Origin of the sequence: Desulfobotulus alkaliphilus, assembly GCF_007830435.1 — a bacterium.
GTDB classification, from domain to species: domain Bacteria; phylum Desulfobacterota; class Desulfobacteria; order Desulfobacterales; family ASO4-4; genus Desulfobotulus; species Desulfobotulus alkaliphilus.
Genome location: NZ_VLLC01000002.1, coordinates 115,523 through 139,561 on the forward strand (window position 1 = coordinate 115,523; position 24,039 = coordinate 139,561).

Below are 24,039 nucleotides of genomic sequence, written 5' to 3' on the forward strand. Positions count from 1 at the left end.
CAGCGTACGTTTTTTTTCTTTGATCAGCCCCGTTTTTTACCAGGTGATCTTGAAATCGATGAGATAGGATCTGTCCGTAATATCCTTCAGTTCAAAGGATTCTTTATATCCCAGTGAAAAACTGAACCATGAACTCAACTGCCAGGTGCCCATACCAAAGACAACAGTCTGGTTTTCATAGCCCTCCATCACATCATCCTGCACCTGATGCACCCGGAAAATCTCACCCTTCAGGGTCAGTCTGCCATCCATGAGATTCATGATACCGCCCACGGATGGAATAATATTATGCTCCCATGGCAGATCATTCAGGGCATCGGAAACCCAGCGGGCCTCATCGGGTACAAAGTCGCTGGGAATTTCCTTCTGCAGCCCCTGATACATGAGTCCTGCATTGACAATGGCATTGGGTGTCAGGGCATGGGAATATCTCACCCCGGTTCCCCAGCCATATTCAAAATATCCGCCACCATCGGTGAATACATTTGATTTCAGATAGGTCACCCCAAGGGTGGCATTCACCATCCATTCCACAACGCCACTGGACTGGTACCAGCGTTTTTTGAAAAAGGGCATGAAGGCCGCATGGCGGTATTCCGTATTCATATTGTCATCAATTTCAAGCTGCCTGTAGGGAATGGTGATTCCGCCGGAATGGGCAAGGGAGTCTCCGAAACGCCATTCATAGGCTATGATGCCACTGTTACCCTTGGCACTGTCTGAGCCGATCTCCATGCGGTCATGCTGGCCGGAAATGATGATATCCTTATTGGATACGGGAACAAAGGAAAAGGATCCGGAATCTCCAGCCCCAGTGTAGATTCTCTCTTAAATATCCAGCTTTTCAGCCCAAAATTCTCAAGCTTGCTTACATTCCGTGAGAATCACAATTTAAGCCTTTTTGAGAAAATCGGAAGTTCAAAATGAAAAAGGCATCCGGACAGCAGGAACCGCCCTATGCCTTTTTATCCTCCTCCCCCCCTTTGGGGGGGATAAGAGGGGGGGGGTGTGTTATGAGTTTTTCGACCAAAAAAAACCATAACCCCCAACCCCTCTTATTTAAAAAATGACACTATCAGAAACAGCCCCCAGCGCCAATATAGAATTTGTCCTTGAAAATACCGTTCATTGTCGCCGCTGCCACACCACCCTTGTCATCCGGTATGGCACCTACGAAAGAAACTCTCCTTTCGATTCAAATGCAACCATTAAAATCCATTGTTATTACTGCAAAAACCATCCTTGTCCGCAAAAAACCTTTTCTTTTCCGTCCTTCCCGCTGATCCCCATCATCCGCCACTCCTGGGACACGATCATGCGTTGCAGTGAGCTTTACATAAGGGGAAGCACTTTTGCTGCCATTGCCAAAGAATTGAATATTAAATGGCCATCTGCACGCAAGCTTTGTTCTTTTGTACAGACATTCATACCATGGCTGAAAAAAGAAGGGAGTACCCTTGGTTGGGGTCCTTCTCCAGACAAGGCTCCACCCCACCTCTGGCGGCATTTTACCCGGGATTTTTCGCACTGCTTTTACCCGGAACGCTGGCCGGAACAGCCACCAACACAATTCTAATATTTTGTTTTTTAAGGTTTTTTTATATTAGACCCCCATGATCAATCTTTCACATGGAGGTCTTGATGAAAAACTGGGATCAAATGGATATCGGAGTCTGGCGTTTTGGCATCATCAGCCCGCTTCTGCACAGAAATGAGCTGGATGAATCCCTTGAAAATGCCCTTTTACGGCTTGCGGATCAGAGCTTCCGCCAGCCGGACGGGAAGACTGTTTCCTTTTCTCCGGAAACCCTCAAAAAATGGCTTTACCGCTACCGTAAAGGCGGTCTGCCAGCCCTTGAGAACAGTGAGCGCAAAAACAAGGGAACCCACACGTCTGTCCCCAAAAAGATAGAAGACAGGCTTTTTGAGCTTCGGGAAAAGCACCCCAGATGGGTCTTCTCCCGCCTTTTAGATCAGCTGATCCAGGAAAAAATCTGGGATACAAAAAATCCTTCCAGGGCAAGTCTTTACCGTTTTGCCCAAACCGCCAATCTTCAGCGGGATCCCCATATTACGCCCCTTCCCGCCAAAGCCTTTGAATATGAAATCTTCGGCCAGCTCTGGATGGCGGACTTCCTGCATGGTCCAAAGATAAATATCCAGGGTAAAAAACGAAAAACCTATCTGCACGCCATTATTGATGATGCCAGCCGATTTGTGGTCCATGCCGGATTTTTCACATCGGAAGACACCGAGATCATGATGATGTCCTTAATGGAGGCCATTCGAAGGCATGGTAAACCCATTCGTTTTTATACGGACAATGGGGCCTGTTATGCGAGTATCCACCTGAAAACCGTCTGTGCCAGAATGGGGATTCATCTCATCCACACGCCTCCGGGCAAACCCAGAGGAAGGGGGAAGGTGGAGCGTTTCTTCCGGACCGTCCGGGATGGCTTTCTTGATGGAGAAACCCCGCCAGCCCATACCTTAGAAGGCCTGAACCAGGCCTTCAGTGCCTGGCTGAGCAACTATAACCGACAGCCCCATGCTTCACTGCAAACGACTCCCTTAAACAAAAAACTAAGCTCCGCCAGTGCCTGCACCCCCATTCCCGAAACGATAGAAATTGAATCCATGTTCCGAATGAGCCGTCAGTGCAGGGTCTATCTGAACAACACCATCCGTCTGAAAAAGCGAAGCTACGATGTTCCCAAAGCTTCGCCCGGAAGCCGTGTGGAGGTCTGGTTCATGCCATGGGATCTTGAAATGGTCTGGTATGGCCCGGACATGATACCCGCCAGAAAAGTGGATGCAGCCCACAACGCCCAAACGACAAGGAGATAAAATGACATACATAAACCCACCGGCAAAACTTCCCATTCAGGATTTTTTCCAATGGAAAAGGCATCCCTTTGCCGATACGGATGCCCATAAAAAACCCTTTATGCCCGAAAAAGATCAACAGCAGATGGAAACAATCCTGCGGCTTCTGAACACAGGAAAGAGCCTTGCCCTCTGCGGACCTTCGGGATCGGGCAAGACAACCCTTGCCCATGCCCTTTTGAACTCACTGGATAAAAACAGCTACAGAACCATCTTCATCCCCTATGCAGGATACCCCAGAAACGGCCTTGCAAGAATCATTGCCGAGGCCCTGGGGGTGGATATCCGTGCAAGGGGGCTGCCCATGGTGGCAAGGATACAGCAGCATATAGAAGCCATGGTCACAGCCGCAAGGCCCCTTCACCCGGTCATCATCATGGATGACGCCCAGCGCATGGAAACGGACTCTTTCTGGGATCTCAGTGCTTTTTTGTTCCAGACCTCAAAGCAGGCTGCGGCGGCATCTCTTATCCTGGTGGGGGATGAAAAGCTTGCAAAAAATCTGGAGCTTTCTTCCATGCTGCCTATCCGTTCACGGCTCACAGGCATTATGCGTTTGCAGCCGATGAATGAAAAGGACACACGCTATTTTATCCAAAAACGCCTTGAGAGTGCAGGCGCACCTCCGGATCTTTTTGCCTCAGACGCTGTGGATCTTATTGCAGCCAGTACAAGGGGCAATCGCAGGGCTGTAATGAATATGGCTACCATGGCCCTGGAGGAGGCTTATATGCGGGAAGAAAAAACCATCTCGGCGGAGCTTTTTTACTGTGCCGACTGGTTCAACAGATCCGAGTGAAACAGAGGCGACTGCGAGGGGACTCCTTTGCCAAGGGATAACTCGGTGCGGTAGACTGCTGTCTACAATGAAAGGCCGGAAGGGGATAGCCCCTTTCGGTCACATTTTTGTCGGGTATTTGTTTGTGAGAATTTTTGTGGATTTGTGCGTGAGAATCAACACCAGCGCCAGCAGGTTCAGTGCTGACATTGGGTGCCATGTAAATGGAGGACATGAAGGCAGACTGGGCCAGGGACTGGGAGCTGGTCCTGCCGCTGGTGGCCGTATCCGGGGCATTGCCGAACACAGCTTTGAAAAGATCGTTCTTGTTTTCCTTTGCCCATTCGGTCAGCTGCGTCTTGTTGCCGGTAAAAGAGATGGGAGTAATCCCCCGGCCTTCCACCGTCATGGTAATGGTATCTGTGTCGCTCAGCTTACCGTCCACACCGTTGGTGATCATGTACTCCACGTTGGCATTGTAGAGGGAACCCTTCTGCCAGACCCCCTGCCTTATTTCTTTTTCAGAAGGAATGTTGTTGAAGATAGACTGCCATACCTCATCATTTGCTGACGATGCCGGTATTGTAATAAGAAAAGTAAGACTGAGAACACACAACACTTTCCAGAATTTTAGCATAAGGCACCTCCTTCCAAAGAAGTCATAATAAACACTGTCTTATGATTGAAGGCTTCCGTATCCGGTACAGAGGCCTCCTTTCGTAAATAGCAACAGGCATGCTTATTGCCAGTTATTCTTTTGGGACTGGTGCTCCATTGCTCCGGGTGGGTTGCTGAACCTTTCTGTTTTGAATTACGGCAAAACAAAAATGTGTTTTTTTAAATCCCGGCTCAGCTTTTTTGATTTATTTTTTTTATATGGTGTAATTCTACGCCTCCTCCTTTCCGGAAGCAAGGCAAAAAAGATAAAAAAAACCGCACACCTCCAATAACGGGAAAGGTATGCGGTACAGTTTTTTGAATAGCTTAAAAATTGTTTAAGTCAGAACATTTTTTCCACAGGCCTGCGTTCGGGAACATAGCTTTCGGCAATTTTACCTTCATTCCAGTCCGAAGAAACATAAAGGTTGCAGTAGCAGCTGCCAAACTCTGCCACATCCGGCTCTCTGTAAACACAGGGGCAGAGAATATCCCCATCCTTTTCCCTGTCTCCGGAAGCCAGCCTGCAGGGGCAGGCCATATAACCATAACGCTCTTTGTTGTGCAGCAGGGCCTCCAGAAGCTCCATGACCCTCTCTTTATGCCTTGAAAAGAAATAACCCTTTGCTTCCTGGGTTTTCTTCAGCATTTCATAGAGTTTTTCGGGTGTCATTGTCATAATCCCAGTGCCTCCCTGATTTCATTTTCACGGAACCCCACGATGACCCTGTCATTGATTACGATGGTGGGAAAGGAGCAGCGGGGGTTGAGTTCCCGGAGTTCCTTGAGAATCAGTGCCCGTTCTTCCTGATCCAGCATATCCACATCCGTAAAGGAATATGCCACACTGCATTCATTAAGAAGCTGTTTGGTGGATTTGCAGTGGCTGCAGGTACTGAGGGAGTAAAGGGTTACTGTGTCTGATTTGTTCTGGTCTGATTTATTCTGGTCCGTCCCCTTCATGGTAAAAGCTCCTTTTGTCCGGGTGTCTGATGAAGGCGCAGCAGAAGACGCAGCGGATGTTTTATTGCCCCGGCTGCTGCCCGAAAGCCCCGGTTCAGCAGCGGTTTTTCCGGAAAGTTTCTTTATCCATCCTGAAAAAAATCCCATGGACATCTCCTTTCATGCAGGCTTTTTTTGTCAGCCCGTGTACAGATCCGGATAATCCTTAAGAAAGCGGTACAGGGTTGCCCTGCCTACCCCAAGAAGCTTGGCTGCCTTGGCCTTGTTTCCATCGGTACGGAGAAGCACCTGAGCCACCGTGTCCGGTTCCAGCTTGCGGGCAGGTCCCCTTCTGGATTTCAGTTCCACCTCGCCCCGGATTTCATGGGGCAGGTCCGCAGGTTTGATTTCTCCACCGCCGGATTTTACTATGGCAAAGCGGACGGTATTCTGCAACTCGCGGACATTGCCGGGCCAGGAATAATCCATGAGCATGCCCAAGGCTTCCCTTGAAATTCTTGGTGATGTGTGGGGATACTGCCGGGCTGCCTCCGCCATAAAATGGTGGGCCAGAAGGGCAATGTCATTGCGCCTTTCCTTGAGGGGGGGCAGTTGTATGGGGACCACATTCAGGCGATAGTAAAGATCATCCCTGAAATCCCCCTTTGCCACTTCCTTTTTCAGATCCCTGTTGGTTGCGGATACAATCCGGGTGTTTACCCTCAAGGTCTGTTCTCCTCCCACCCGCTCAAAGGTGCCTTCCTGCAGAAAGCGCAGGAGTTTCACCTGCATGTATTTGGAAAGCTCAGCCACCTCATCCAGAAAAACCGTTCCACCGTCGGCCAGCTCAAAACGTCCTTTTTTATCCTTCACAGCACCGGTGAAGGAGCCTTTCACATGGCCGAACAGCTCCGACTCAATGAGACCCTCGGGCAGGGCACCACAGTTGATGGGAACAAAGGGCTTTGCGGATCTGGGGCTTTCATTGTGGATGGCTGCAGCCACAAGCTCCTTTCCTGTTCCCGTATCCCCTGTGATATGTACGGGAAAGTCGTACTGGGATACGTCCCGGATCTGCTGGAAAATCTGAAGCATTTTGGGGTCATTTCCGATAATACCGGCAAAGCGCCCCATATCCTCTGCCCGTATGCGCAGATTGAAAAGATCCGTCACATCCCGCATGGAGGCAAGAACCCCCCAGAGGGAGCCGTCGGACCGCTTCATGGCAGTCACACGCATCTCCACCTGCAAAACCTCGCCGGAACGGGAAACCAGATTCAGGGGATAGCCCTTGTGATCTCCCTCAAAGGAACTGCCATCGCAGAAGGAACAGCGGCTGCCACAGAGGGGGGCACCAAAAACCTCATGGCAGTCTTTTCCGATGACCTCATCCCTCAGAAAGCCCGTCATCCGCTCCGCTTCCCGGTTGAACACAAAAATTCTGCGGTCTGTGTCATGGGCGACAATACCCGTGTCCAGATTATCGAGAACACGGGAAAGGTTTTCCTTCGAATATAAAATATCATCCATAGACTGATGGCTCATTATGGTCTTCCTGATTTTTCTACAACAATTGGCTGTTTTCAGGCTGTGTGGTTTGAGCGCATTTCCCCGGCCGCAAGGGCGATGCGAAGGGCGCCGATGGCATTGCCCACCCCATGGTGTTCAGGAAGAATCAGCTCCGTTCCCAGGGATCGGGCCACTTCCGGTAAAAGGAAAGATGCCGCCGCTCCGATTCCCACCAGAGGTCCCTTCAGACGAAAACCTGCTTCAAGGATTTCATGTTTTCTGCGGTCGGGCCAGAAAGCAGAGAAACTTTTTCCCGTTTCCAGCCGCACAAGAAAGTCAATGATGGCATCTTCTATATCTGCTGCCACCCGGCTCAGCACTTCTCTGCAGAAATCCTCCACTTTCATATCCAGAACACGGGCAAGGATGCGGGCACCCTCAAGGGAGGCCTCTTTCAGGCCAAAATCCAGAAGCCCCAGCACATGCAGGGCATCCGTAGGCGTAAAGCCCACGCTTTCTATGTGTCCCTTCTGAAGGGCTGCAGCCATGCGGTCTTTCAGAACCATATCCGGCAGTCCTGCAAGGTCTGACAGTTTCCCCCGGCCCATGGGGCCATGGCTGAGAAGGAGCTGATAAATGGCATTGCTTTCTCTGTTTCCTGCTACGGCCCGGAGACAGGAAGCATTATCCTTTCCATCCATCCACTCCGAAGGCGGCGGGATTTCGACGGCCATGCAGAGGGGTACAACCCTTTCCGGGCCTGTCAGCATGCCTTTTCTGCCTGTGCGCACAAAGGAATCCCCGCCTGCGCCCGCCGTATACATGGAAACCGCAGGCACATGGGTGTCCCAGTTTCCAATGCGGCTGCCTTCCGTGTTGACAAGGGGGCTGCCATTGCGGATGCGGGTAATGTCCGTTGTGGTTCCTCCCACGTCCACCACCAGTGCCTGACCCTTTTCTGAAAATCCGGCACCGAACCAGGCCGTGGCCGCAGGACCGCTGGCCACGGTGCTGGCTGCCTGATGCACGGCTTCTTCCGCATCCATGCACCGGCCATCACCGCATACCACACGCAGTCCTTTTTCCAGTCCGTGTTTTGCAAGGGTAAGGGAAACCCCTTCAAGAAAAGCCTGCATTTTCGGCATCAGACGGGCATTCAGTACGGTGGTGGCGGCACGGGCATCAAAGCCGGGTCTGGCACTGACTTCGTGGGAGCAGAAAACGGGTTTGGGGTCCACCAGCTGAATGGCTTTGGCAGCCACTTTCTCGTGGGTGGGGTTGGCAAAACTCATGGCGGAGATGACGGCGTAGGCATCCACATTGCCCCGGAAAAAGAGCACGCCTTCCAGCAGCCCTTCCACATCCAGCGGCGTTTCTTCTTCTCCTGTCACCGTGTGTCCGCCCGTCACCTGACGGATGCCCGCAACGGGCAGCTCCAGATGTTTATCCAGACCAATGACAAAAAGCCCCACATCCGCTCCCTGTCCTTCCACAATACTGTTGGTGGCAAGGGTTGATGAAACCGCAACAAGGCTTACTTTTTTTGCATCGAAGTTTTTATTCTGTCCGAGAAGCTGCAAAGCCCTGTCCAGGCAGAGCTGAAGATCCTGATGCGTGGTCGGTGTCTTTGCCGTGGCCAGCACCTTGCCCGTATCCAGATCCATCAGTGCGGCATCCGTAAAGGTTCCGCCGGTGTCCATGCCGATTCCGTAACGATCCATTTTCTATCCATCCTTCAAGGCCTGTGCAGGTATTCAGCCCGTGCTGTATCGTAAAATCCCCATGCCTTCTCTGTTGCATACACGATATGCATTCCTATAAAATAAACACCGCCGGAAAGATAACAGGCAAAAGCGATGCAGGAAAGAAAAATTAAGGCTTTATTGCCTAAAGAAGGTCTCTGGGATAAAGGTATCATTTGTATGGATGGTCTTACAGAAGACTGGCTGCTGGCGGAAAAAGACGGCGGGACAGAAGACCTTTGGGAGAAAATATGCAGCAGGATAAAAAAATACGTACGGCTTTTGTGGGGGATTCCATTCTGTACGGCTGGGCCGTGGCACCGGAAGCTGCATGCTGGCGGGTTTTTCAGACACTCACCGGTTTTGATGTGGTATCGGAAGGAGGCTTCAACCCCATGGCCCTGCCCGGGGGGACGCTGCCGGATCTGGTTACCCGGACACCCCGGCTTGTGGCACGCTATCGGCCGGATCTGATTTTTGTATGTGCCGGAGCCAATCATTATGATGGCGACGGAACCCTGAGCTGGCCCTATGGTATGGAAGAAAAAGAGCTTTTTGTTCTTTATAAAAAACTGTTTTCTGACCTTAAGGGGGCAGGTGGCCGGGCGGTCTGGCTGGGCCTTCCGCCCTTTGAGGCCTGCGGTGCAGAGCAGAAAATTCCCCGGGATCTTTCCGAAAAAATTGCGTCCTTTTGTTCTGACTCCATCATGGACACCCGCTTTTTTATTGAAGACATGCTGCAAGACCCCTCGTGGAATGCCAGGGGCGGGCGTTTTTATGACAATCTGGCTCTGGATGTTCATCCCAACACCGCAGGTCAGGTCTGCATTGCCCAGAGCTGTGCCGCATGGGTTCGGGAGGCAGGACTGTTGTAGGGCGTTTTCAAGGCCAATGAGCGGAGTTTTTTACCCTTGTGCTGTATCATAAAAAAATCTGATTACCCCTGACTGAGTCAGGGCAGTAATCAGATAGTAAGTATTCAGCACAGTTTATTCCGAACTGCCAATACTGTAGTTGCAGTAGCTTCGTACTGTTGCAAGGCTCCGTGGCTATTTGCAAGTGACATTGCAATCGTTTCGGATCAGAGCTTTGAAGGCCTGTGCGAAAGAAGCGGCAAACTGTCTGAGCCGCCACAAAGGCAGCGTGCTCAAGCCTGCCATGGTAATCAAAAAGCTTATCCTGCCTGTGGCGGGGAGTTTTTGCCGCTTCCGCACAGGGCAAGAAGCTCCCGAATAAGATTGCGTCACGGGCAAATAGCCTGGGGCCTGTGCATCTGCCTTGCAGGTATGGTGCCTGGAAAACTGTGCTGAACAGCAACCCACGTCGTGTTACGGCGTTTTATCATAAAGTAACTTTTGAAGTTACATCAGATAAAAAAAGCTGCGGACGGGCCGGAAGCGACCCGTCCGCAGCTTTTTACATCCACGAAAAATATCAGATGGCGTCGATAATGGCGTTTAAGGTGGCGCTGGGCCGCATGGCTGCAGCGGTTTTTTCTTTGTCCGGATGGAAATAACCGCCAATGTCCATGGGGCTTCCCTGGGCCGCCTGCAGTTCAGCAACAATCTTTTCTTCATTGTCCTGAAGATCCTTGGCAACACCTGCAAAACGGTCAGCCAGCTCTTGGTCTTCCGTCTGTGCCCCAAGGCTTTCGGCCCAGTAGAGGGCCAGATAAAAATGGCTGCCCCTTGTGTCCAGCTCGCCCACCTTGCGGGAGGGGGATTTGCCCTTTTCCAGAAACTTTCCGATGGCCTGATCCAGGGTTTTTGCAATCAGGCGGGCCTTTTCGTTGCCAGAGTTTTTGTAAATATGCTCAAAGGAGGGCACAAGGGCACAGAATTCCCCCAGAGAATCCCAGCGCAGATGCCCTTCCCGGAGGAACTGTTCCACATGCTTGGGCGCAGAGCCACCGGCACCGGTTTCAAAGAGTCCGCCCCCGTTCATCAGCGGTACGATGGAGAGCATCTTGGCGCTGGTGCCGATTTCAAGGATGGGGAAAAGATCGGTGAGATAATCCCTCAGCACATTGCCGGTGACGGAAATGGTGTCCTCGCCCTTACGGATACGTTCCAGACTGAAGCCCATGGCAGCCACAGGATTCATGATGCGGATATCAAGACCCGTGGTATCCTGATTCCCAAGATATTTTTCCACCTTGGTGATCAGTTCCCTGTCATGGGCACGCTTTTCATCCAGCCAGAAAATGGCGGGGGTTCCGGCTTCGCGGGCACGGGTAACGGCCAGTTTCACCCAGTCCTGAATGGGGGCGTCCTTGGTCTGGCAACTGCGGAAGATATCTCCGGTCTGAACCGCCTGCTCCAGCAGGATGGCACCATCTTCGTCCACAAGGCGGATGCTGCCCGGCCCCGGAGCCACAAAGGTTTTATCATGGGAGCCGTACTCCTCGGCCTTCTGGGCCATCAGTCCCACGTTGGCCACAGATCCCATGGTGGCCGGATCAAAGGCACCGTTTTTCTGGCAGTCTTCCACCACTTTCTGATAAATGGTGGCATAGCTGCGGTCAGGAATGGCGGCAATGGCATCATGGAGTTCATCATCTGCTCCCCACATGCGGCCGCCGTCCCGGATAAAGACCGGCATGGAAGCATCCACAATGATGTTGTTGGGAACATGGAGGTTGGTGATCCCATGGCGGGAATCCACCATGGCGAGCCCGCAGTTTTTTTCGTAGCAGGCTTTGATATCTCCCCTGATGGCTTCCTTCTGCGCTTCGGGCAGCTTTTCCAGACGGGCTTCAATGTCGGCAAAACCGTTGTTGACATTGATGCCAAGCCCTTTCAGAATCTCAGCGTGACGGGCCAGAACATCCTCATAATAGACGGAAACACAGTGACCGAACATGATGGGGTCAGATATTTTCATCATGGTGGCCTTGAGATGGAGGGAAAAAAGCAGCCCTTCCTTTTTTGCCGCAGCCATCTGGGCTGAAAAAAAGGCTCTCAGTTTTGCCACATTCATTACAGCGGTATCCACCACCTCACCGGCCTGAAAGGACATCTCCTTTTTCAGTACCTGTATCTGGCCCTCCGCACCCGCAAATTCAATCCGTACCCGGCAGTCTTTGTCAAAGGTCATGGATTTTTCGCTGCCATAGAAGTCGCCCTCCTCCATGTGGGCCACCCGTGATTTTGAGTCGGCAGGCCAGGGCTTCATGAGGCGGTGGGGGTTTTGCTGGCCGAAACGCTTCACCGCCGCCGGTGCCCTGCGGTCCGAGTTGCCCTCCCGAAGTACCGGGTTTACGGCACTGCCCAGAACCTTTGCGTAGCGGGCCTGAATTTCCTTGTCTGCCTCGCTGGCTGCTTCATCCGGATACTCCGGGATATCATAGCCCTGGCTCTGCAACTCGGCGATGGCATCTTTGAGCTGGGGAATGGATGCGCTGATGTTGGGGAGTTTGATGATATTGGTCTGGGGGAGAAGGCAGAGCTGGCCCAGCTCGGCCAGATCATCGGGCTGGCGCTGTTCAGGCAGCAGTTTTTCCGGGAAAGCTGCGATGATGCGGCCCGCAAGGGAAATATCCTTTTTCTTGATGGTCACACCTGACATGGCTGTGCAGGCTTGCAGAATGGGAAGCAGGGAATATGTGGCAAGGGCCGGAGCTTCATCTGTTTCGGTATAGATTATTGTATGGGTGGTCATTTTTGCCTCGGTGATTTCAGGGTTGAATGGAAAGACAGCCGACTAGGGGCAGAGCTTAAAAAAATTAACACACACAGAGGCGGATTACAATTTTTGAAGGGCATCATCTCTTCCCCTTCGGGTCGGGCAGTTTGCCGCTTTCTATTCGCACTCCGGTACTTACGCCTTAAAAGCTGTATTCTTTGCTCCATAGATGTATGGCTTGCGTGCCGGAATCCGAAAGGCTTGCAATGGCACTTGCAAATGGCCGGACTGTCCTGGAGCAGTGCCAGACTGCTGAAATTAAGGGTTTAATTTTTATGGATAAAATGCGCTGGGCTGTTTTTTTCTTTTTTTGAGCAGATGATGTCCGTTCATCGGGCTGCATGGTGAAACACAGGATCTTTACAAATTTTTACGGCCACATTGCCAAAGCTCTGGCATGATAGTGAAAAAGGAGGGAAGAATGCTGCATGTTCTGGTAATTGATGATGACAGGGAGCTGACGGCACTTCTGGCCGAATTTATGGAGCCGGAGGGTTTTTCCGTGGAAGGGGTGCAGGATGGTGCCGAAGGGCTGGAAAAAGCTTTGGGCGGCAAGGCGGATCTTGTGGTGCTGGATGTGATGATGCCGGGCATGGGAGGCCTGGAGGTGTTGCGCAGGCTCAGGGCAAAAAGCCTTATGCCCGTGATCATGCTTACGGCCAGGGGAGAAGAGGTGGATCGCATCATAGGTCTTGAAATCGGTGCGGATGACTATCTGGGAAAACCCTTCAACCCCAGAGAGCTTGTGGCAAGAATCCGGGCGGTGCTGCGCCGTAGCGATCGTGAATCCGAAGGAGCAGGTATAGTGGAAGAAAGCCGCCCCCTTGAACTGGGAGATGTCCGCCTGTATCCGGGCAGCAGGCGGGTAGTTCGGGGAGGAGAGCCCGTCAGTCTTACCATGGTGGAATTTGACTTTCTGACCCTTTTTCTCACCCATGCGGGAGAAACCATGGAGCGGGAACAGCTTTCCGCCGAAGTGCTGGGAAGGCCCCTTGGTGCCTACGACCGCAGTGTGGATGTCCATGTCAGCAGCCTGCGGCGCAAGCTGGGCCCCAGATCCGACGGCGTGGAGCGTATCCGGGCCATACGGGGGGTGGGGTATCTTTACACGGAATAACCTTCAGGAGCTGTTATGCACCGGCTTTTCATTAAGCTTTTCTTCGGATTTCTCGCCTTTACCCTTGCCAGCATGGCTCTCTCCGTCATTCTGGCTTTCACCGCATCCAAGGGACCCTGGAGTGAGCACCGGCAGCGGGTGCGCCATGAACGGCAGGAAATGTTCCGGCTCTCCGTTGAACTTTATGGATACGGTGCCGCCGCCGTACTGAAGGATGAGGGGTTGGGTGGCTATCTTACCTACAGGCAGCACTTTCTGGAAAGGATGCGTACCAGAACCTGGCTTCTTTATCCGGATCATCTTACCGTATCCGGCGATCCCCTGCCGGATCAGGTGCAGAATATTTTACAGAAACTACCCGGAGAAAAGACATCAAGGGTGGCGGTTCTGGAGAATGAACTTCTCGTACTTACAGAATTTTCCCACAGGGAAGAGCGCTGGATCATGGTGGCCCTTGTTCCCCTCCCCCCCCATGCCGAGCGTCTCATGTTCCGTTTTCCCAAAGATCTGGGGATTCGCTTCTGGAGCTCCATCTTTCTTGCGGTCATTCTCTGCTGGGCCATTGCCAGGCATATTACGGGCCCCATCGCAAGGCTGCGTTTCGCCACCCGGAATGTGGCTGCGGGCAATCTTTCCGTCCGGGTGGCGCCGGATATGGGGAACCGAAAGGACGAGCTGGGACTTCTTGCCAGAGATTTTGATACCATGACAGGCCGTATGGCAGACTTATTGAATGCAAGGGACAGGCTGCTGAGGGATATTTCCCATGAACTGCGTTCCCCCCTTGCCCGTATGGCCGTGGCACTGGAACTGGCCCGCAAGGGAGGCGGGGATGTGGGGGCTCTGGGGCGCATGGAAATGGAAATGGAGCGTCTCAATACCATGATCGGAGAAATTCTGACCCTTGCCCGCCTGAGCTCAGGAAGCGGGGAGGATGTTCCTTTTGAAAAAGTGAATTTTTCCAGCCTTGTCATGGATGTGGTTGCGGATGCGGATTTTGAGGCCCAGGGCCAGAGCCGGTCAGTGGTCTTTTCCGGAGAAGGAGAGATCATTCTGGAGGGATCGCCCACCCTTCTGCACAGGGCCGTGGAAAATGTGATCCGCAATGCCCTGCGCCATACACCGGAGGAAGGGGAAGTAGAAGTGTCTCTGAGCCTTGAGGAAGAAAACGAGGCTCTGCTCCGGGTTTCGGACCCCGGGCCGGGTGTGCCGGAAAAGGATCTTCCCCGGATTTTTGAGCCCTTTTACAGGGTCCACGATGACAGGGACAGGCGAACAGGCGGGGTGGGGCTTGGCCTTGCCATCACAGGACAGGCCATACGCCGCCATGGGGGAAGTATTCGTGCCGTCAACCATGAAGGAGGGTTTTCCGTGAATATCCGCCTGCCGGTAAAAACCGCAGGGGCTTTTCCGGCAGCAGTGGGAATGTCAATGGACTGATTCCGGCGGTGTTTGTCAGGATAAAAGCCCGCTCAAATCTGTCTGGGAGAAGGCATACATGGAACCGCAGTTATGGCAGGTGATTTCCAAAGGGAAAGGCCCCTTTGCCAGAATATCCTTTCTGTCTTCTTCGGGCAGGCCCTTCAGGTACAGGCCCAGCTGATCCGCACTGCAACGGCAGAAAAATTCCACCCGTCTCTGGTCAATGATTTTGGGGTTCAGGGCGGCGAAGGTGTTCATAATCATATCTTCGGCTTTTTCTTTTCGGGAGAAAGCCTCGCCGATGCCGGGCATGGAAGCCACGAGGGACTCAAGGGTGACAATTTCTTCTTCCGTGGCACCGGGCATGGCCTGAAGCAGCAGGCCTCCGGCACCGGTGACTTCTCCTTTGGCATCAAAGTGGACGCTCAGGGAGAGGGCCGTGGGGGTCTGTTCCGAGGTGGCGTAGTAATGGGCCACGTCCTGGGCAATGTTGCCGTAGGCAAGGATCACCTGACCGGTGAAGGGCTGGCGTGCGGTCTGGGTATGGCGGGTGAGGGTCAGAATACCTGCCCCGAAAAAGGGTGAAAGGTCGAAGCTCTCCGGGGCTTTCTCAACGGGAATGGGATTTTTGTGCAGGTAGCCCCTTATTTCACCCAGAGCATTGGCTTCTGCGGACAATCCGCCGATGGGACCTGAGCAGGATATTTTAAGCTGTATGCGGTCTTCGCCCTTGAGGGGTGTCGCCATGAGAGCGGCGGCCATGTAAGCATGGCCTAAAGTCAGGGTTTCCAGAATACCCAGCCCATGGTTGGCCCGCATTTCATTGACAAGGCGGGTGGCATGGATGAGGCTGCCGCGGATGTGACCATTGGCAAGGATAAAGATATGGGCCTTGTCCAGGGCACTGGCGCGGAGCTGTTCTTTGATGTCAGAGCCAAAGGGTTTTTTTTTGATCATGGTAAAAAATGACTTTCAGGCTTGTTCCGGATTCCGGGACGCTGCGCTGGCAAGCGCCATCAGTTTCCGGGAGAGGTTTTCAGGTACGGGCCGGGTTCCCACCCGCCTGCAGATGCGGATGCTCTGGGAAAGGGTGGTCAGGCATACCCGGCACTTGGGACAGTTTTGCAGATGGTCTTCCAGCTCCCTGCGTTCATCTCCTTTAAGCTCTCCATCCACATAGGCGGAAAGGCGGTCAAACAGGGCAAGGCAGTGGGCGGGAATATCGGGAATGTCAGGAAGGCTCATGGCTGAAGTATCCTTTCAGGGCTTCCCGGATGGAAAAACGGGCTCTGTGCAGCCGGACCTTGACATTGGCCTGGGAAATATCCAGAATCCGGGCGGTTTCTTCCGTGGAGAAATCCTCCATGTCCCGGAGGACCACCACAAGGCGGTAGGTGGGGGGCAGTTCATCAATGGCTGCCTTGATCCTTGCCCCCAGCTCCTCGTTGAGCAGTCTGTCCACGGGTTCTCTGGCCCACTGGGGCAGTTCTTCGGGGGCTTCGGCCGCATCACCGGGGATGACATCTTCCAGGGAAAGTTCCCTTTCCGGTGCAAATTTGGAACGCCGCCGCATCTTGATACAGACACTGACGGCGATTCTGTAAACCCAGTTGCGGAAAAGGCTTTCCTGACGGAACCCGGACATATACCTGAAGATATTGATAAAGGTTTCCTGAACCAGATCTTCCGCATCCCGGCTGTCTTTGCAGATCCTCAGGCCGAAGTTGTACAGACGGGCCTGATAGCGGCGTACCAGCTCCTCAAACAGCTCTCCCTGACCCTGATTGATGGCCTGCACCAGATCAAGGTCCGGATCCTGTTTGCGGGGGGTGTTTTTCGTGTCCGTTCCGATGGTTTTCTCCCGTTCTTGTCACCTGACAAGAATCTCTCAGTCAGGTGGAAATGCCCAGTTTCGGCAGTATCCAGGCCTGCAGAAGGTACCAGACGCCAATGATGGCCAGCAGAAAAAGAAGCTCTTTCATCCTGTTCTCCTTTTAAAGAATTGTATTTTTAAAGTCCATGTTTTTTGTCCATAAGCGATTGATCACCGGACCTGAAAGAAAGGAGCCGCCATGGACCCCTCAGGTTACAGCCCGTTCTGTTCCGGCAGAGAAGGGAAGATGCTGAACGCTGTAAGGCTTTTTTTTCAGACACCAAGACCGGCAGGATCTGAAGTGGAAGCCCTTGCGGCGGATGTTTTTGGATATGCCGGAGTGGGGGAGGCGGCTTCCCTTATGGTATCCGGACCGGATGAGGCATCGGTCATGCTGAAGGATCTCTGGATGTTTCCGGACAGGGCCTTCAGGCAGGGGCTTGTGGATATATGGGGCGGCAGGGGCTGGGAGGCTTCCGGTATCCGGAATCTCTGCACGGCCCTTTTTCAGGAGCAGCCCTTTGCCCGGCTGGATACGGGCGGAGTGATTGTGGATCTTCCCCTGAGTGCGGCTGAGATCTCACACTTTGTGGGGAGGCTCTGTCTTCACCGCCATATGGCCCCGGAACTTTTGGAAGAGATCCGGTCCATTGAGCCCCTATCCCTTGCCATGGACATGGTGCTGACCCTCTGGACCTCGGGCATGGATGTGCTGGAAGGGCGGGCTGAGATTTTGAAGCGGCTGGTGGCAAAGGAAAAGGGCAACCAGCATTTTTCTGAATTTTTTAATCTCATGGTGAAGGTTATGGCCGAAGCTCCCATGGATGTCCCCTGGCCTCAGCCCCTGCTCCATGCCCGGCGGAGACTGGAGCAGAGGTATTCCGGGGCAAAGCGTGTGGCTGCGGCGCTGGAGCGGGGAACCATGGAAACCCTGCTTCTTTCCGGAGACCGGGTGCTGGATGCGGATCCTGAAAGGGTGGCAGAGGAACTGTATCTTGCGGAAAGTCTCCTCCACAGTCTCTGGCCCGGCGCCCTTCCATGGGATGCGGGTGTGCAGAGCAGGGAGTTTGATTTTGAGAACAATTAAAAAAAGAGTGTAATTATTCAGCACCGTTTTCCAAGTACCATACCTGCAAGACAGATGCACAGGCCCCGGCTATTTGCCCGTGACGCAATCTTATTCGGGAGCTTCTTGCCCTGTGCGGAAGCGGCAAAAACTCCCCGCCACAGGCAGGATAAGCTTTTTGATTACCATGGCAGGCTTAAGCACGCTGCCTTTGTGGCGGCTCAGACAGTTTGCCGCTTCTTTCGCACAGGCCTGCAAAGCTCTGATCCGAAACGATTGCAATGTCACTTGCAAATAGCCACGGAGCCTTGCAACAGTACGAAGCTGCTGCAATTACAGCATTTCAGTTCAGAATAAACTGTGCTGAACAGTTACAGAAGAGTAATTATTCAGCATAATTTTCCTTTGGCAAATGGAGTACCATTAATCAGACAACCGGGCTATTTGTTCGTGACGCAATCCGGCACTCAAGCTGAAAAGCTCAAGCCCTTTACGGGAGCAAAAGTGCTTCAAGGATCTTGAGTGCCGGATTCGGGAGCTTCTTGTCCTGAAAGATCGTGGTAATCAGAATGCCTTTAAAAAAACCGGAGGCTTCGGTGCTGTTTCGGGTCGTCCCCGCTTTCCACTGCGCTGGACAATGATTTCTTTGAGGTCATTATGTCTGCCGGAACGTTTCATGGCTTCCTGAATCATGCGGGAAAGACCGGCGCAGCAGGGTACTTCCATAATGGCTGCTGTGACGGATCGGATATCCCCATGGGAAAAAATGGCAGTAAGTCTTTCTATGGTTTCCTCGCCATTGTCCAGTTTGGGGCAGGTCATGAGAAGGGCTTTTCCCGGCAGCAGATCCCTGTGCAGATTGGGGTCCGCCACAGCGCTGCAGTCTGCAAGGATGAGAAGGTCGGCCCCCCGCAGAAAAGGCGCTGTGGGAGGAATGAGCCGCAGTTGCACAGGCCACTGGGCAAGGGCGGAAGGGGCTGGTTCGCCAGAAGGCGCTGGCGCAGGGTTCAGGTTTATTGGTAGGGAGGAGGGGCAGCCCCGGCTTTTGAGGTGCTGGTGAACGTCCTCTTCGTCAAAGGGCTCGGCTTCTTTTTTGACGATGCTTAAGGCACCCTGGGGGCAGGCACCGATGCATGCGCCCAGTCCGTCACAAAGGGGGTCCCGGATCACCTTTGCCTTGCCGTCCACAAGGGCAAGGGCACCTTCGGCGCAGGAAGGAATGCAGAGGCCACAACCATCGCATTTTTCTTCATCTATTTCTATCATGTCCCGTAAAATTTTCATTTTTGAACTCCTTTGCTCCGTAAGGGCTGATGCTTTTCAGGGGCGGGTACTGGGGCACCCTTTTCATATTTTATGATTAAGGATAAGGCAGGGGATAAAAAAATACATTGATATGAATCAAGGATTAAAAAAAATGCAGACAGAAGATGGTTTAAAACGTTTAAGGCAGGCATCCCTTTTTTCGGATCTGGATGCTCCGACCCTTGCCTCGCTGGCTGATATCGGACGGCTACGGGAAAGCCTCCGCGGGGAAATGCTGTTTCAGGAAGGGGAGAGGGCGGAGGGTTTTTTTGTGCTGCTGTCCGGCAGGGTCAAGGTGTTTAAATCCACGGCCGAAGGCAGGGAAAAAATTCTGCATATTCTGGGGGAGGGAGAACCCGTGGGAGAGGTTCCCATGTTTGCAGGTATTCCCTATCCCGCCAGTGCCCAGACCCTGGAGCAGAGCCAGCTTATTTTTCTGCCCAGAAAGGCCTTTGTGGAAAAACTCGCAGACACACCGGATCTGGCCCTTTCCATGCTGGCTGTGCTTTCCCGGCGGCTCAGGCTGTTTACCACCCAGATAGAGCATCTGACCCTCAAGGAGGTTCCTGCCAGACTGGCGGCCTATCTCCAGACCCTGAGGGAGGAATCAGAGGGCAATGGGGGGGCTCTGGTGTTGCCCGTATCCAAGGCCCAGCTGGCCAGCCTGCTGGGAACCAGTCCGGAAACCCTTTCCAGAATTCTCTCCCGAATGGCTGCTGCGGGATATCTTGAGGTAAGGGGCAGCAGCATTGAAATCTGTGATCCCGAAGGGCTTGCCATGGTGGCCGAAGAGGGAAGGATGGAGTGAGGTCTTAAAAAATTTTTAAAAAAAGTAATTGTTCAACACAATTTATTAAAGACCATACCTGCCAGACAGATGCACAGGCACCCAAGCTGTTTGCCCGTGACGCAATCTTATTCGGAAGCTTTTGGTCCTGTGCGGAAGCGGCAAAAACTCCCCGCCACAGGCAGGATAAGCTTTTTGATTACCATGGCAGGCTTAGGTACGCTGCCTTTGTGGCGGCTCAGACAGTTTGCCGCTTCTTTCGCACAGGCCTGCAAAGCTTTGATCCGAAACGATTGCAACGTCACTTGCAAACAGCCAGGGTGCCTTTCAATAGAACTGAGCCAATAAAATTAAAACGTTAGCATTTCGGAAAAAAACTGTGCTGAACAATCACAAAAAAATAAGGTGCAGAGGAATAAACCCGCCTGCACCTTATTTTTTATACGATAGGCTCAGAACCGGATAGCGGCCCTGAACCTTTTAAAACGGGAGATCCGGATTAGCCAACAAAGGCTTCCTCGGGAATTTCCATGATGGCTCCGGTCAGGTTTTTAACGGAGTCCATTTTACCTACTGCGGTGGGCAGAAGCTGCTCATAGAAGTACTTGGCAGTTGCAATCTGGCCTTCGTAGAAGGGTACGTCTTTTTTCTTGGCGCCTTCAATGGCTTTTTTGGCTGCGGCTGCACGCTCGGCCCATGCCCATGCCATAACAAGGTCGCCGGCCACTTCAAGGAAGGGAGTGGCAGAAGCAAAGGCATCCAGAGCTTTTTCGCTCATGGCTGCGGCACCAAGGGTCATGGCCACTTCACCCAGCTTGTTCAGGGCTGCCTGCAGGCTGTCTGCAATTTTCTCAAGACCAGCTTCACGGGCCTTGGCAACGGTTGCATTGACTTCACCCATGAGATCCATGATGGGCTTGCCTTTGCGCATACCCAGTTTGCGGCCAAGGAGGTCCATGGCCTGGATGCCGTTGGTGCCTTCATAGATGGCGGTGATTTTGGCATCTCTGTAGTGCTGGGCCTGGGGATATTCTTCGATGAAGCCGTAACCGCCGTAAACCTGAATACCGGTGGAAGCCACTTCAACGGCTTTGTCGGTGCAGTAGGACTTGGCAATGGGGGTCAGGATTTCAATGAGACCTTCCCACTTTGTTTTTTCATCATCGCTGTCCGTAACCGTGGCTTTGTCAAAGCAGCTGTTCAGATAGTATACGAGGAAGCGGCAGCCTTCCACATAGGCTTTCATGGACATAAGCATGCGGCGTACATCGGGGTGCTGGATGATGGGTACACCGGTCAGGTCGCCTTCAAGAACGGCTTTCATCAGGTTGGGGCCCTGAATACGCTCTTTGGCATACTGGATGGCATTGCAGTAGGAGGCGGTGGCAAAGCCAAGGCCCTGCATGGCCACGCCCTGACGGGCTTCGTTCATCATGAGGAACATGTACTTCATGCCCTTGTTGGGCTCACCGATGAGTTCACCGATGCAGTTGTCCTTGGAGCCGAAGGCGAGGGTACAGGTGGCGTTGCCGTGGATACCCATTTTTTCTTCGATACCTACGGTTTCAACGTCGTTGAACTCGCCCATGGAGCCGTCATCGTTCACTCTGTACTTGGGAACAAGGAAAAGGGAGATACCCTTGGTGCCTGCGGGAGCGCCTTCAATGCGGGCAAGAACGGGGTGTACCATATTTTCCACAAGGTCGGAGTCACCACCGGAAATGAAGATCTTGTTGCCTTTGATCTTGTAGGTGCCGTCTCCCTGGTCAATGGCAACGGTTTCAAGGGCGCCAACATCGGAACCGGCAACGGCTTCGGTGAGGCACATGGTGCCGCCCCATTTACCGGTGAAGATGTTTTTCACATAAAGCTGCTTCTGCTTTTCCGTACCAAAGGTGGCAAGGATGTTACCGCAGCCGTGGGTCAGGCCGGGGTACATCATGAAGGAGCAGTTGGCGGAGGTGAAGTATTCACCGGCAGCCATGGCCAGAAGGTGGGGCATGCCCTGACCACCGAATTCGGGATCATCGCACATGGCCAGCCACTGACCATCACAGAAGAGCTTGTAGGGCTTGTGGAATGAGGGCGGAACTTTAACCTGACCGTTTTCCAGTTTTACGGCTTCGGGATGACCGTTTTCCTTGTCCGCCAGTTTGTTGGTGGGAAGGATTTCTTTGATGGCCAGGTTTCTGGCCTCGGTGATGATCATGTCACAGGTTTTTTTGTTGAAATCCGCAAACTTCTCATGCTTGCTGAACTCACTTACACTGAATACTTCGTGCAACAGAAAATCCTGGTCTCTGCGTTCAATAAGTGGCATTTCCCATCTCTCCTTATTAAATGTTTTGGTGACTCCTGAACCTTAATCCTTAAAGCAAAGTGAAAAAAATCATCAATGCGGACACAGCTGAAGCTGTGGTGAAAACGTGATATAAAATTCTTGCGGTATGGAGCCTGAAAAACTTTTTTAAAGAAAAATCTTATGATCCTTACAGTAAGAGGAAGCTTTTGCCCCGTTTTTTATGACCGGACGCAAAAAAGTCTCTGCAACCCGGATGATTCTCAAACTCTGATCATTTGCACGCATACTTTTAAATCCACAGGATGTCAATGGTATATGGGAGAATTTTGTATCCTTATCCGCCATAAAACTGTTTTTTTTTCGGTTTTTTTAATAAAACAATCTCTGATTTTTAAAGAATTTTTCTTTTTACTACGATCTGCAGGAGGCGTCTGCTGCCGGTTGGTGGCTGTTTTTTGTGTGAGTCCTGTTTTTCTTTGTGTTTTATGTTTTTTTGCCCGTTTTTATTTTCCGCGCTCCTTTTTTATTCGTTATCTTTTTTATTTTCCTGGTCCAGCCTTGTATCGGAAAGGTTCTCCTTACTGGAAGCCTGTTTGAAGTTTTGTATGGCTTTGCCGAGCCCGGAGCCGATTTCAGGAAGCTTGGCTGCTCCGAAGACGACGAGCACAATGACAAGGATGATAATCAGTTCCGGTATGCCTATGCCAAACATGGCAACTCCTCAAATCTCATGGTTTTAAAACAGTATATTTTATTTTATCAAGGATATGCCAATAGCACCAAGTGCAGCGCTATGTCAATTGTCAAATGGCCGGAGGAGAGAAGGGCTTGACGGATGGTCGGGCTTTGCCCATTGTGGAGCATATAAAAATGGCTTCCCCCCTGATGCGGACGGTGTTTTGTGTTTGCATCTGTCCGGGTACTGTGAAAAAAACGCAGGAGATTTTTTTTGATCAGAAAGTTTTTAAATTTTTCCCTGAAACGGGATGAAAAGCAAGGTAAGTCCATAAGGAGATTCGGTATGACGACAACTTCCGGTGTACAGTTTACCGGTGCCAGGCGCTATGTTCTGGATGATGAACTGGCAAGTATTGTGAATATTTCCATGGCTCTGGAGATGCCCCTGCTGCTGAAGGGAGAGCCGGGAACGGGCAAGACCATGCTGGCCCATGCCATTGCGGAAAGCCTTGGCATGCCCCTGACCATCCTCAATGTGAAGTCCAGCATGAAGCTCATTGAGGCCTTGTACCAGTATGATACCCTGACCCGCCTCAATGACAGCCGCTTTGGTGACTCCAGCCGGGATGTGAGCAATATCCGGGAATATATCCGCATGGGCAAGATCGGTCAGGCCTTTACGGCGGATAAAAGGGTGGTGCTGCTCATTGATGAGATCGATAAGGCGGATACGGATTTTCAGGATGACATGCTGGATGTTCTGGACCAGATGCAGTTTGACATCATTGAGGTGGATGAAACGGTGCAGGCAAAGCACAGGCCTGTGATTATCATTACATCCAATGCCAAAAAGGATCTTTCCGATCCCTTCCTTGGCCGCTGCAATTTCCATCACATTGCCTTTCCCGATCCCAAGATGATGCGCCGTATTATTGATGTGCATTTTCCCGTGATTGATAAAAAACTGGCGGAAAGTGCCATTGACACCTTCTATAAGCTCAGGGATCTGGACGGCATAGAAAAACGTCCTGCCACACGGGAGCTGATCAACTGGATGCGTGCTCTGGATGCGGACCCGGATTTCAAGGCTGCGGATCTTGTGAAGGGGCAGGTGCCTTTTCTGGGGGTTCTGTTCAAAAAAAGCCCGGACTATGAGCGGGTCACCCGCCTTGTCACCCGTCGCCGGGGGCTGTGATCCTCTGATGGTAACTGTTCAGCGCAGTTTATTCTGAACTGCCAATGCTGTAATTGCAGCAGCGTCGTACTGTTGCAAGGCTCCGTGGCTATTTGC

General features: G+C 52.3%; 21 protein-coding genes. 8 read left to right on the top strand and 13 right to left on the bottom strand.

Annotated elements, in window-relative coordinates; all coding sequences use genetic code 11:
* Positions 1 to 36 precede the first annotated feature (36 nt).
* Positions 37 to 735 (bottom strand): hypothetical protein, encoded by a 699-nt coding sequence (locus LZ24_RS02140; RefSeq protein ID WP_144681863.1) that lies wholly within the window; start codon positions 733 to 735, stop codon positions 37 to 39.
* Between the two features lie 906 nt (positions 736 to 1,641).
* Between LZ24_RS02140 and LZ24_RS02145 the strand changes: the two genes are divergently transcribed.
* Complete coding sequence (locus LZ24_RS02145) at positions 1,642 to 2,847, top strand: DDE-type integrase/transposase/recombinase (protein WP_144681865.1); 1,206 nt, start codon at positions 1,642 to 1,644, stop codon at positions 2,845 to 2,847.
* Position 2,848: 1 nt separating this feature from the next.
* Positions 2,849 to 3,685, top strand: coding sequence for an ExeA family protein (locus tag LZ24_RS02150; RefSeq protein WP_144681867.1), 837 nt, complete (start codon positions 2,849 to 2,851; stop codon positions 3,683 to 3,685).
* Here the strand turns inward: LZ24_RS02150 and LZ24_RS02155 are convergent.
* The 5 genes from LZ24_RS02155 to LZ24_RS02175 form a co-directional block, all read right to left on the bottom strand.
* Complete coding sequence (locus LZ24_RS02155; protein ID WP_144681869.1) at positions 3,669 to 4,301, bottom strand: hypothetical protein; 633 nt, start codon at positions 4,299 to 4,301, stop codon at positions 3,669 to 3,671. The two genes, LZ24_RS02150 and LZ24_RS02155, sit on opposite strands and share 17 nt — an antisense overlap.
* A 363-nt stretch (positions 4,302 to 4,664) precedes the next feature.
* A complete protein-coding gene (locus LZ24_RS02160) occupies positions 4,665 to 4,994 on the bottom strand; it encodes a ferredoxin-thioredoxin reductase catalytic domain-containing protein (protein ID WP_144682093.1) in 330 nt (109 codons plus the stop codon).
* 2 nt (positions 4,995 to 4,996) lie between these two features.
* Positions 4,997 to 5,431 carry a glutaredoxin family protein gene (locus LZ24_RS02165; protein WP_342779244.1) on the bottom strand — a complete coding sequence of 145 codons (435 nt, stop codon included), beginning with the start codon at positions 5,429 to 5,431 and terminating at the stop codon, positions 4,997 to 4,999.
* A gap of 30 nt (positions 5,432 to 5,461) precedes the next feature.
* A complete protein-coding gene (locus LZ24_RS02170) occupies positions 5,462 to 6,808 on the bottom strand; it encodes a sigma-54 interaction domain-containing protein (protein WP_144681871.1) in 1,347 nt (448 codons plus the stop codon).
* 38 nt (positions 6,809 to 6,846) lie between these two features.
* On the bottom strand, positions 6,847 to 8,493 hold the full coding sequence (locus LZ24_RS02175; RefSeq protein WP_144681873.1) for a hydantoinase/oxoprolinase family protein: 1,647 nt from the start codon (positions 8,491 to 8,493) through the stop codon (positions 6,847 to 6,849).
* Between the two features lie 272 nt (positions 8,494 to 8,765).
* Here LZ24_RS02175 and LZ24_RS02180 point away from each other — a divergent pair, with 272 nt between their 5' ends.
* Complete coding sequence (locus LZ24_RS02180; protein WP_144681875.1) at positions 8,766 to 9,389, top strand: SGNH/GDSL hydrolase family protein; 624 nt, start codon at positions 8,766 to 8,768, stop codon at positions 9,387 to 9,389.
* 559 nt (positions 9,390 to 9,948) lie between these two features.
* Here LZ24_RS02180 and LZ24_RS02185 read toward each other — a convergent pair.
* Entirely contained in the window at positions 9,949 to 12,174 is a 2,226-nt protein-coding gene (locus LZ24_RS02185; protein ID WP_144681877.1) for an NADP-dependent isocitrate dehydrogenase, read from the bottom strand.
* Between the two features lie 445 nt (positions 12,175 to 12,619).
* On the opposite strand from LZ24_RS02185, the gene LZ24_RS02190 reads away from it, so the two are divergent.
* The gene (locus LZ24_RS02190; protein WP_144681879.1) at positions 12,620 to 13,315 is read left to right on the top strand and encodes a response regulator transcription factor; all 696 of its coding nucleotides are present in this window, start codon (positions 12,620 to 12,622) and stop codon (positions 13,313 to 13,315) included.
* A gap of 15 nt (positions 13,316 to 13,330) precedes the next feature.
* A complete protein-coding gene (locus tag LZ24_RS02195; RefSeq protein ID WP_144681880.1) occupies positions 13,331 to 14,755 on the top strand; it encodes an ATP-binding protein in 1,425 nt (474 codons plus the stop codon).
* Between the two features lie 15 nt (positions 14,756 to 14,770).
* Here the strand turns inward: LZ24_RS02195 and LZ24_RS02200 are convergent, their stop codons facing one another.
* The 3 genes from LZ24_RS02200 to LZ24_RS02210 are packed head-to-tail and all read right to left on the bottom strand — an operon-like array spanning position 14,771 to position 16,535.
* Positions 14,771 to 15,694: an Hsp33 family molecular chaperone HslO gene (locus LZ24_RS02200; RefSeq protein WP_144681882.1), complete on the bottom strand. Its 924-nt coding sequence runs from the start codon at positions 15,692 to 15,694 to the stop codon at positions 14,771 to 14,773.
* 15 nt (positions 15,695 to 15,709) lie between these two features.
* Positions 15,710 to 15,982 (bottom strand): anti-sigma factor family protein, encoded by a 273-nt coding sequence (locus LZ24_RS02205; protein ID WP_144681884.1) that lies wholly within the window; start codon positions 15,980 to 15,982, stop codon positions 15,710 to 15,712.
* Positions 15,969 to 16,535: an RNA polymerase sigma factor gene (locus LZ24_RS02210; protein ID WP_186442883.1), complete on the bottom strand. Its 567-nt coding sequence runs from the start codon at positions 16,533 to 16,535 to the stop codon at positions 15,969 to 15,971. The genes LZ24_RS02205 and LZ24_RS02210 overlap by 14 nt, the downstream gene beginning before the upstream one ends.
* 274 nt (positions 16,536 to 16,809) lie before the next feature.
* Here LZ24_RS02210 and LZ24_RS02215 point away from each other — a divergent pair, with 274 nt between their 5' ends.
* Positions 16,810 to 17,697, top strand: coding sequence for a hypothetical protein (locus tag LZ24_RS02215; protein ID WP_144681888.1), 888 nt, complete (start codon positions 16,810 to 16,812; stop codon positions 17,695 to 17,697).
* A gap of 543 nt (positions 17,698 to 18,240) precedes the next feature.
* Here LZ24_RS02215 and LZ24_RS02220 read toward each other — a convergent pair.
* Positions 18,241 to 18,960 carry an ATP-binding protein gene (locus tag LZ24_RS02220; protein ID WP_144681890.1) on the bottom strand — a complete coding sequence of 240 codons (720 nt, stop codon included), beginning with the start codon at positions 18,958 to 18,960 and terminating at the stop codon, positions 18,241 to 18,243.
* A gap of 133 nt (positions 18,961 to 19,093) precedes the next feature.
* On the opposite strand from LZ24_RS02220, the gene LZ24_RS02225 reads away from it, so the two are divergent.
* On the top strand, positions 19,094 to 19,789 hold the full coding sequence (locus tag LZ24_RS02225; protein WP_144681892.1) for a Crp/Fnr family transcriptional regulator: 696 nt from the start codon (positions 19,094 to 19,096) through the stop codon (positions 19,787 to 19,789).
* 478 nt (positions 19,790 to 20,267) lie between these two features.
* Here LZ24_RS02225 and LZ24_RS02230 read toward each other — a convergent pair whose 3' ends face one another.
* Both LZ24_RS02230 and tatA read right to left on the bottom strand, forming a co-directional pair.
* Entirely contained in the window at positions 20,268 to 22,088 is a 1,821-nt protein-coding gene (locus LZ24_RS02230; protein ID WP_144681894.1) for an acyl-CoA dehydrogenase, read from the bottom strand.
* A 505-nt stretch (positions 22,089 to 22,593) separates the two neighbouring features.
* Positions 22,594 to 22,782 (bottom strand): twin-arginine translocase TatA/TatE family subunit, encoded by a 189-nt coding sequence (gene tatA / locus LZ24_RS02235; protein WP_144681896.1) that lies wholly within the window; start codon positions 22,780 to 22,782, stop codon positions 22,594 to 22,596.
* A gap of 309 nt (positions 22,783 to 23,091) precedes the next feature.
* Between tatA and LZ24_RS02240 the strand changes: the two genes are divergently transcribed.
* A complete protein-coding gene (locus LZ24_RS02240; RefSeq protein WP_144681897.1) occupies positions 23,092 to 23,943 on the top strand; it encodes an AAA family ATPase in 852 nt (283 codons plus the stop codon).
* Positions 23,944 to 24,039: the final 96 nt, after the last annotated feature.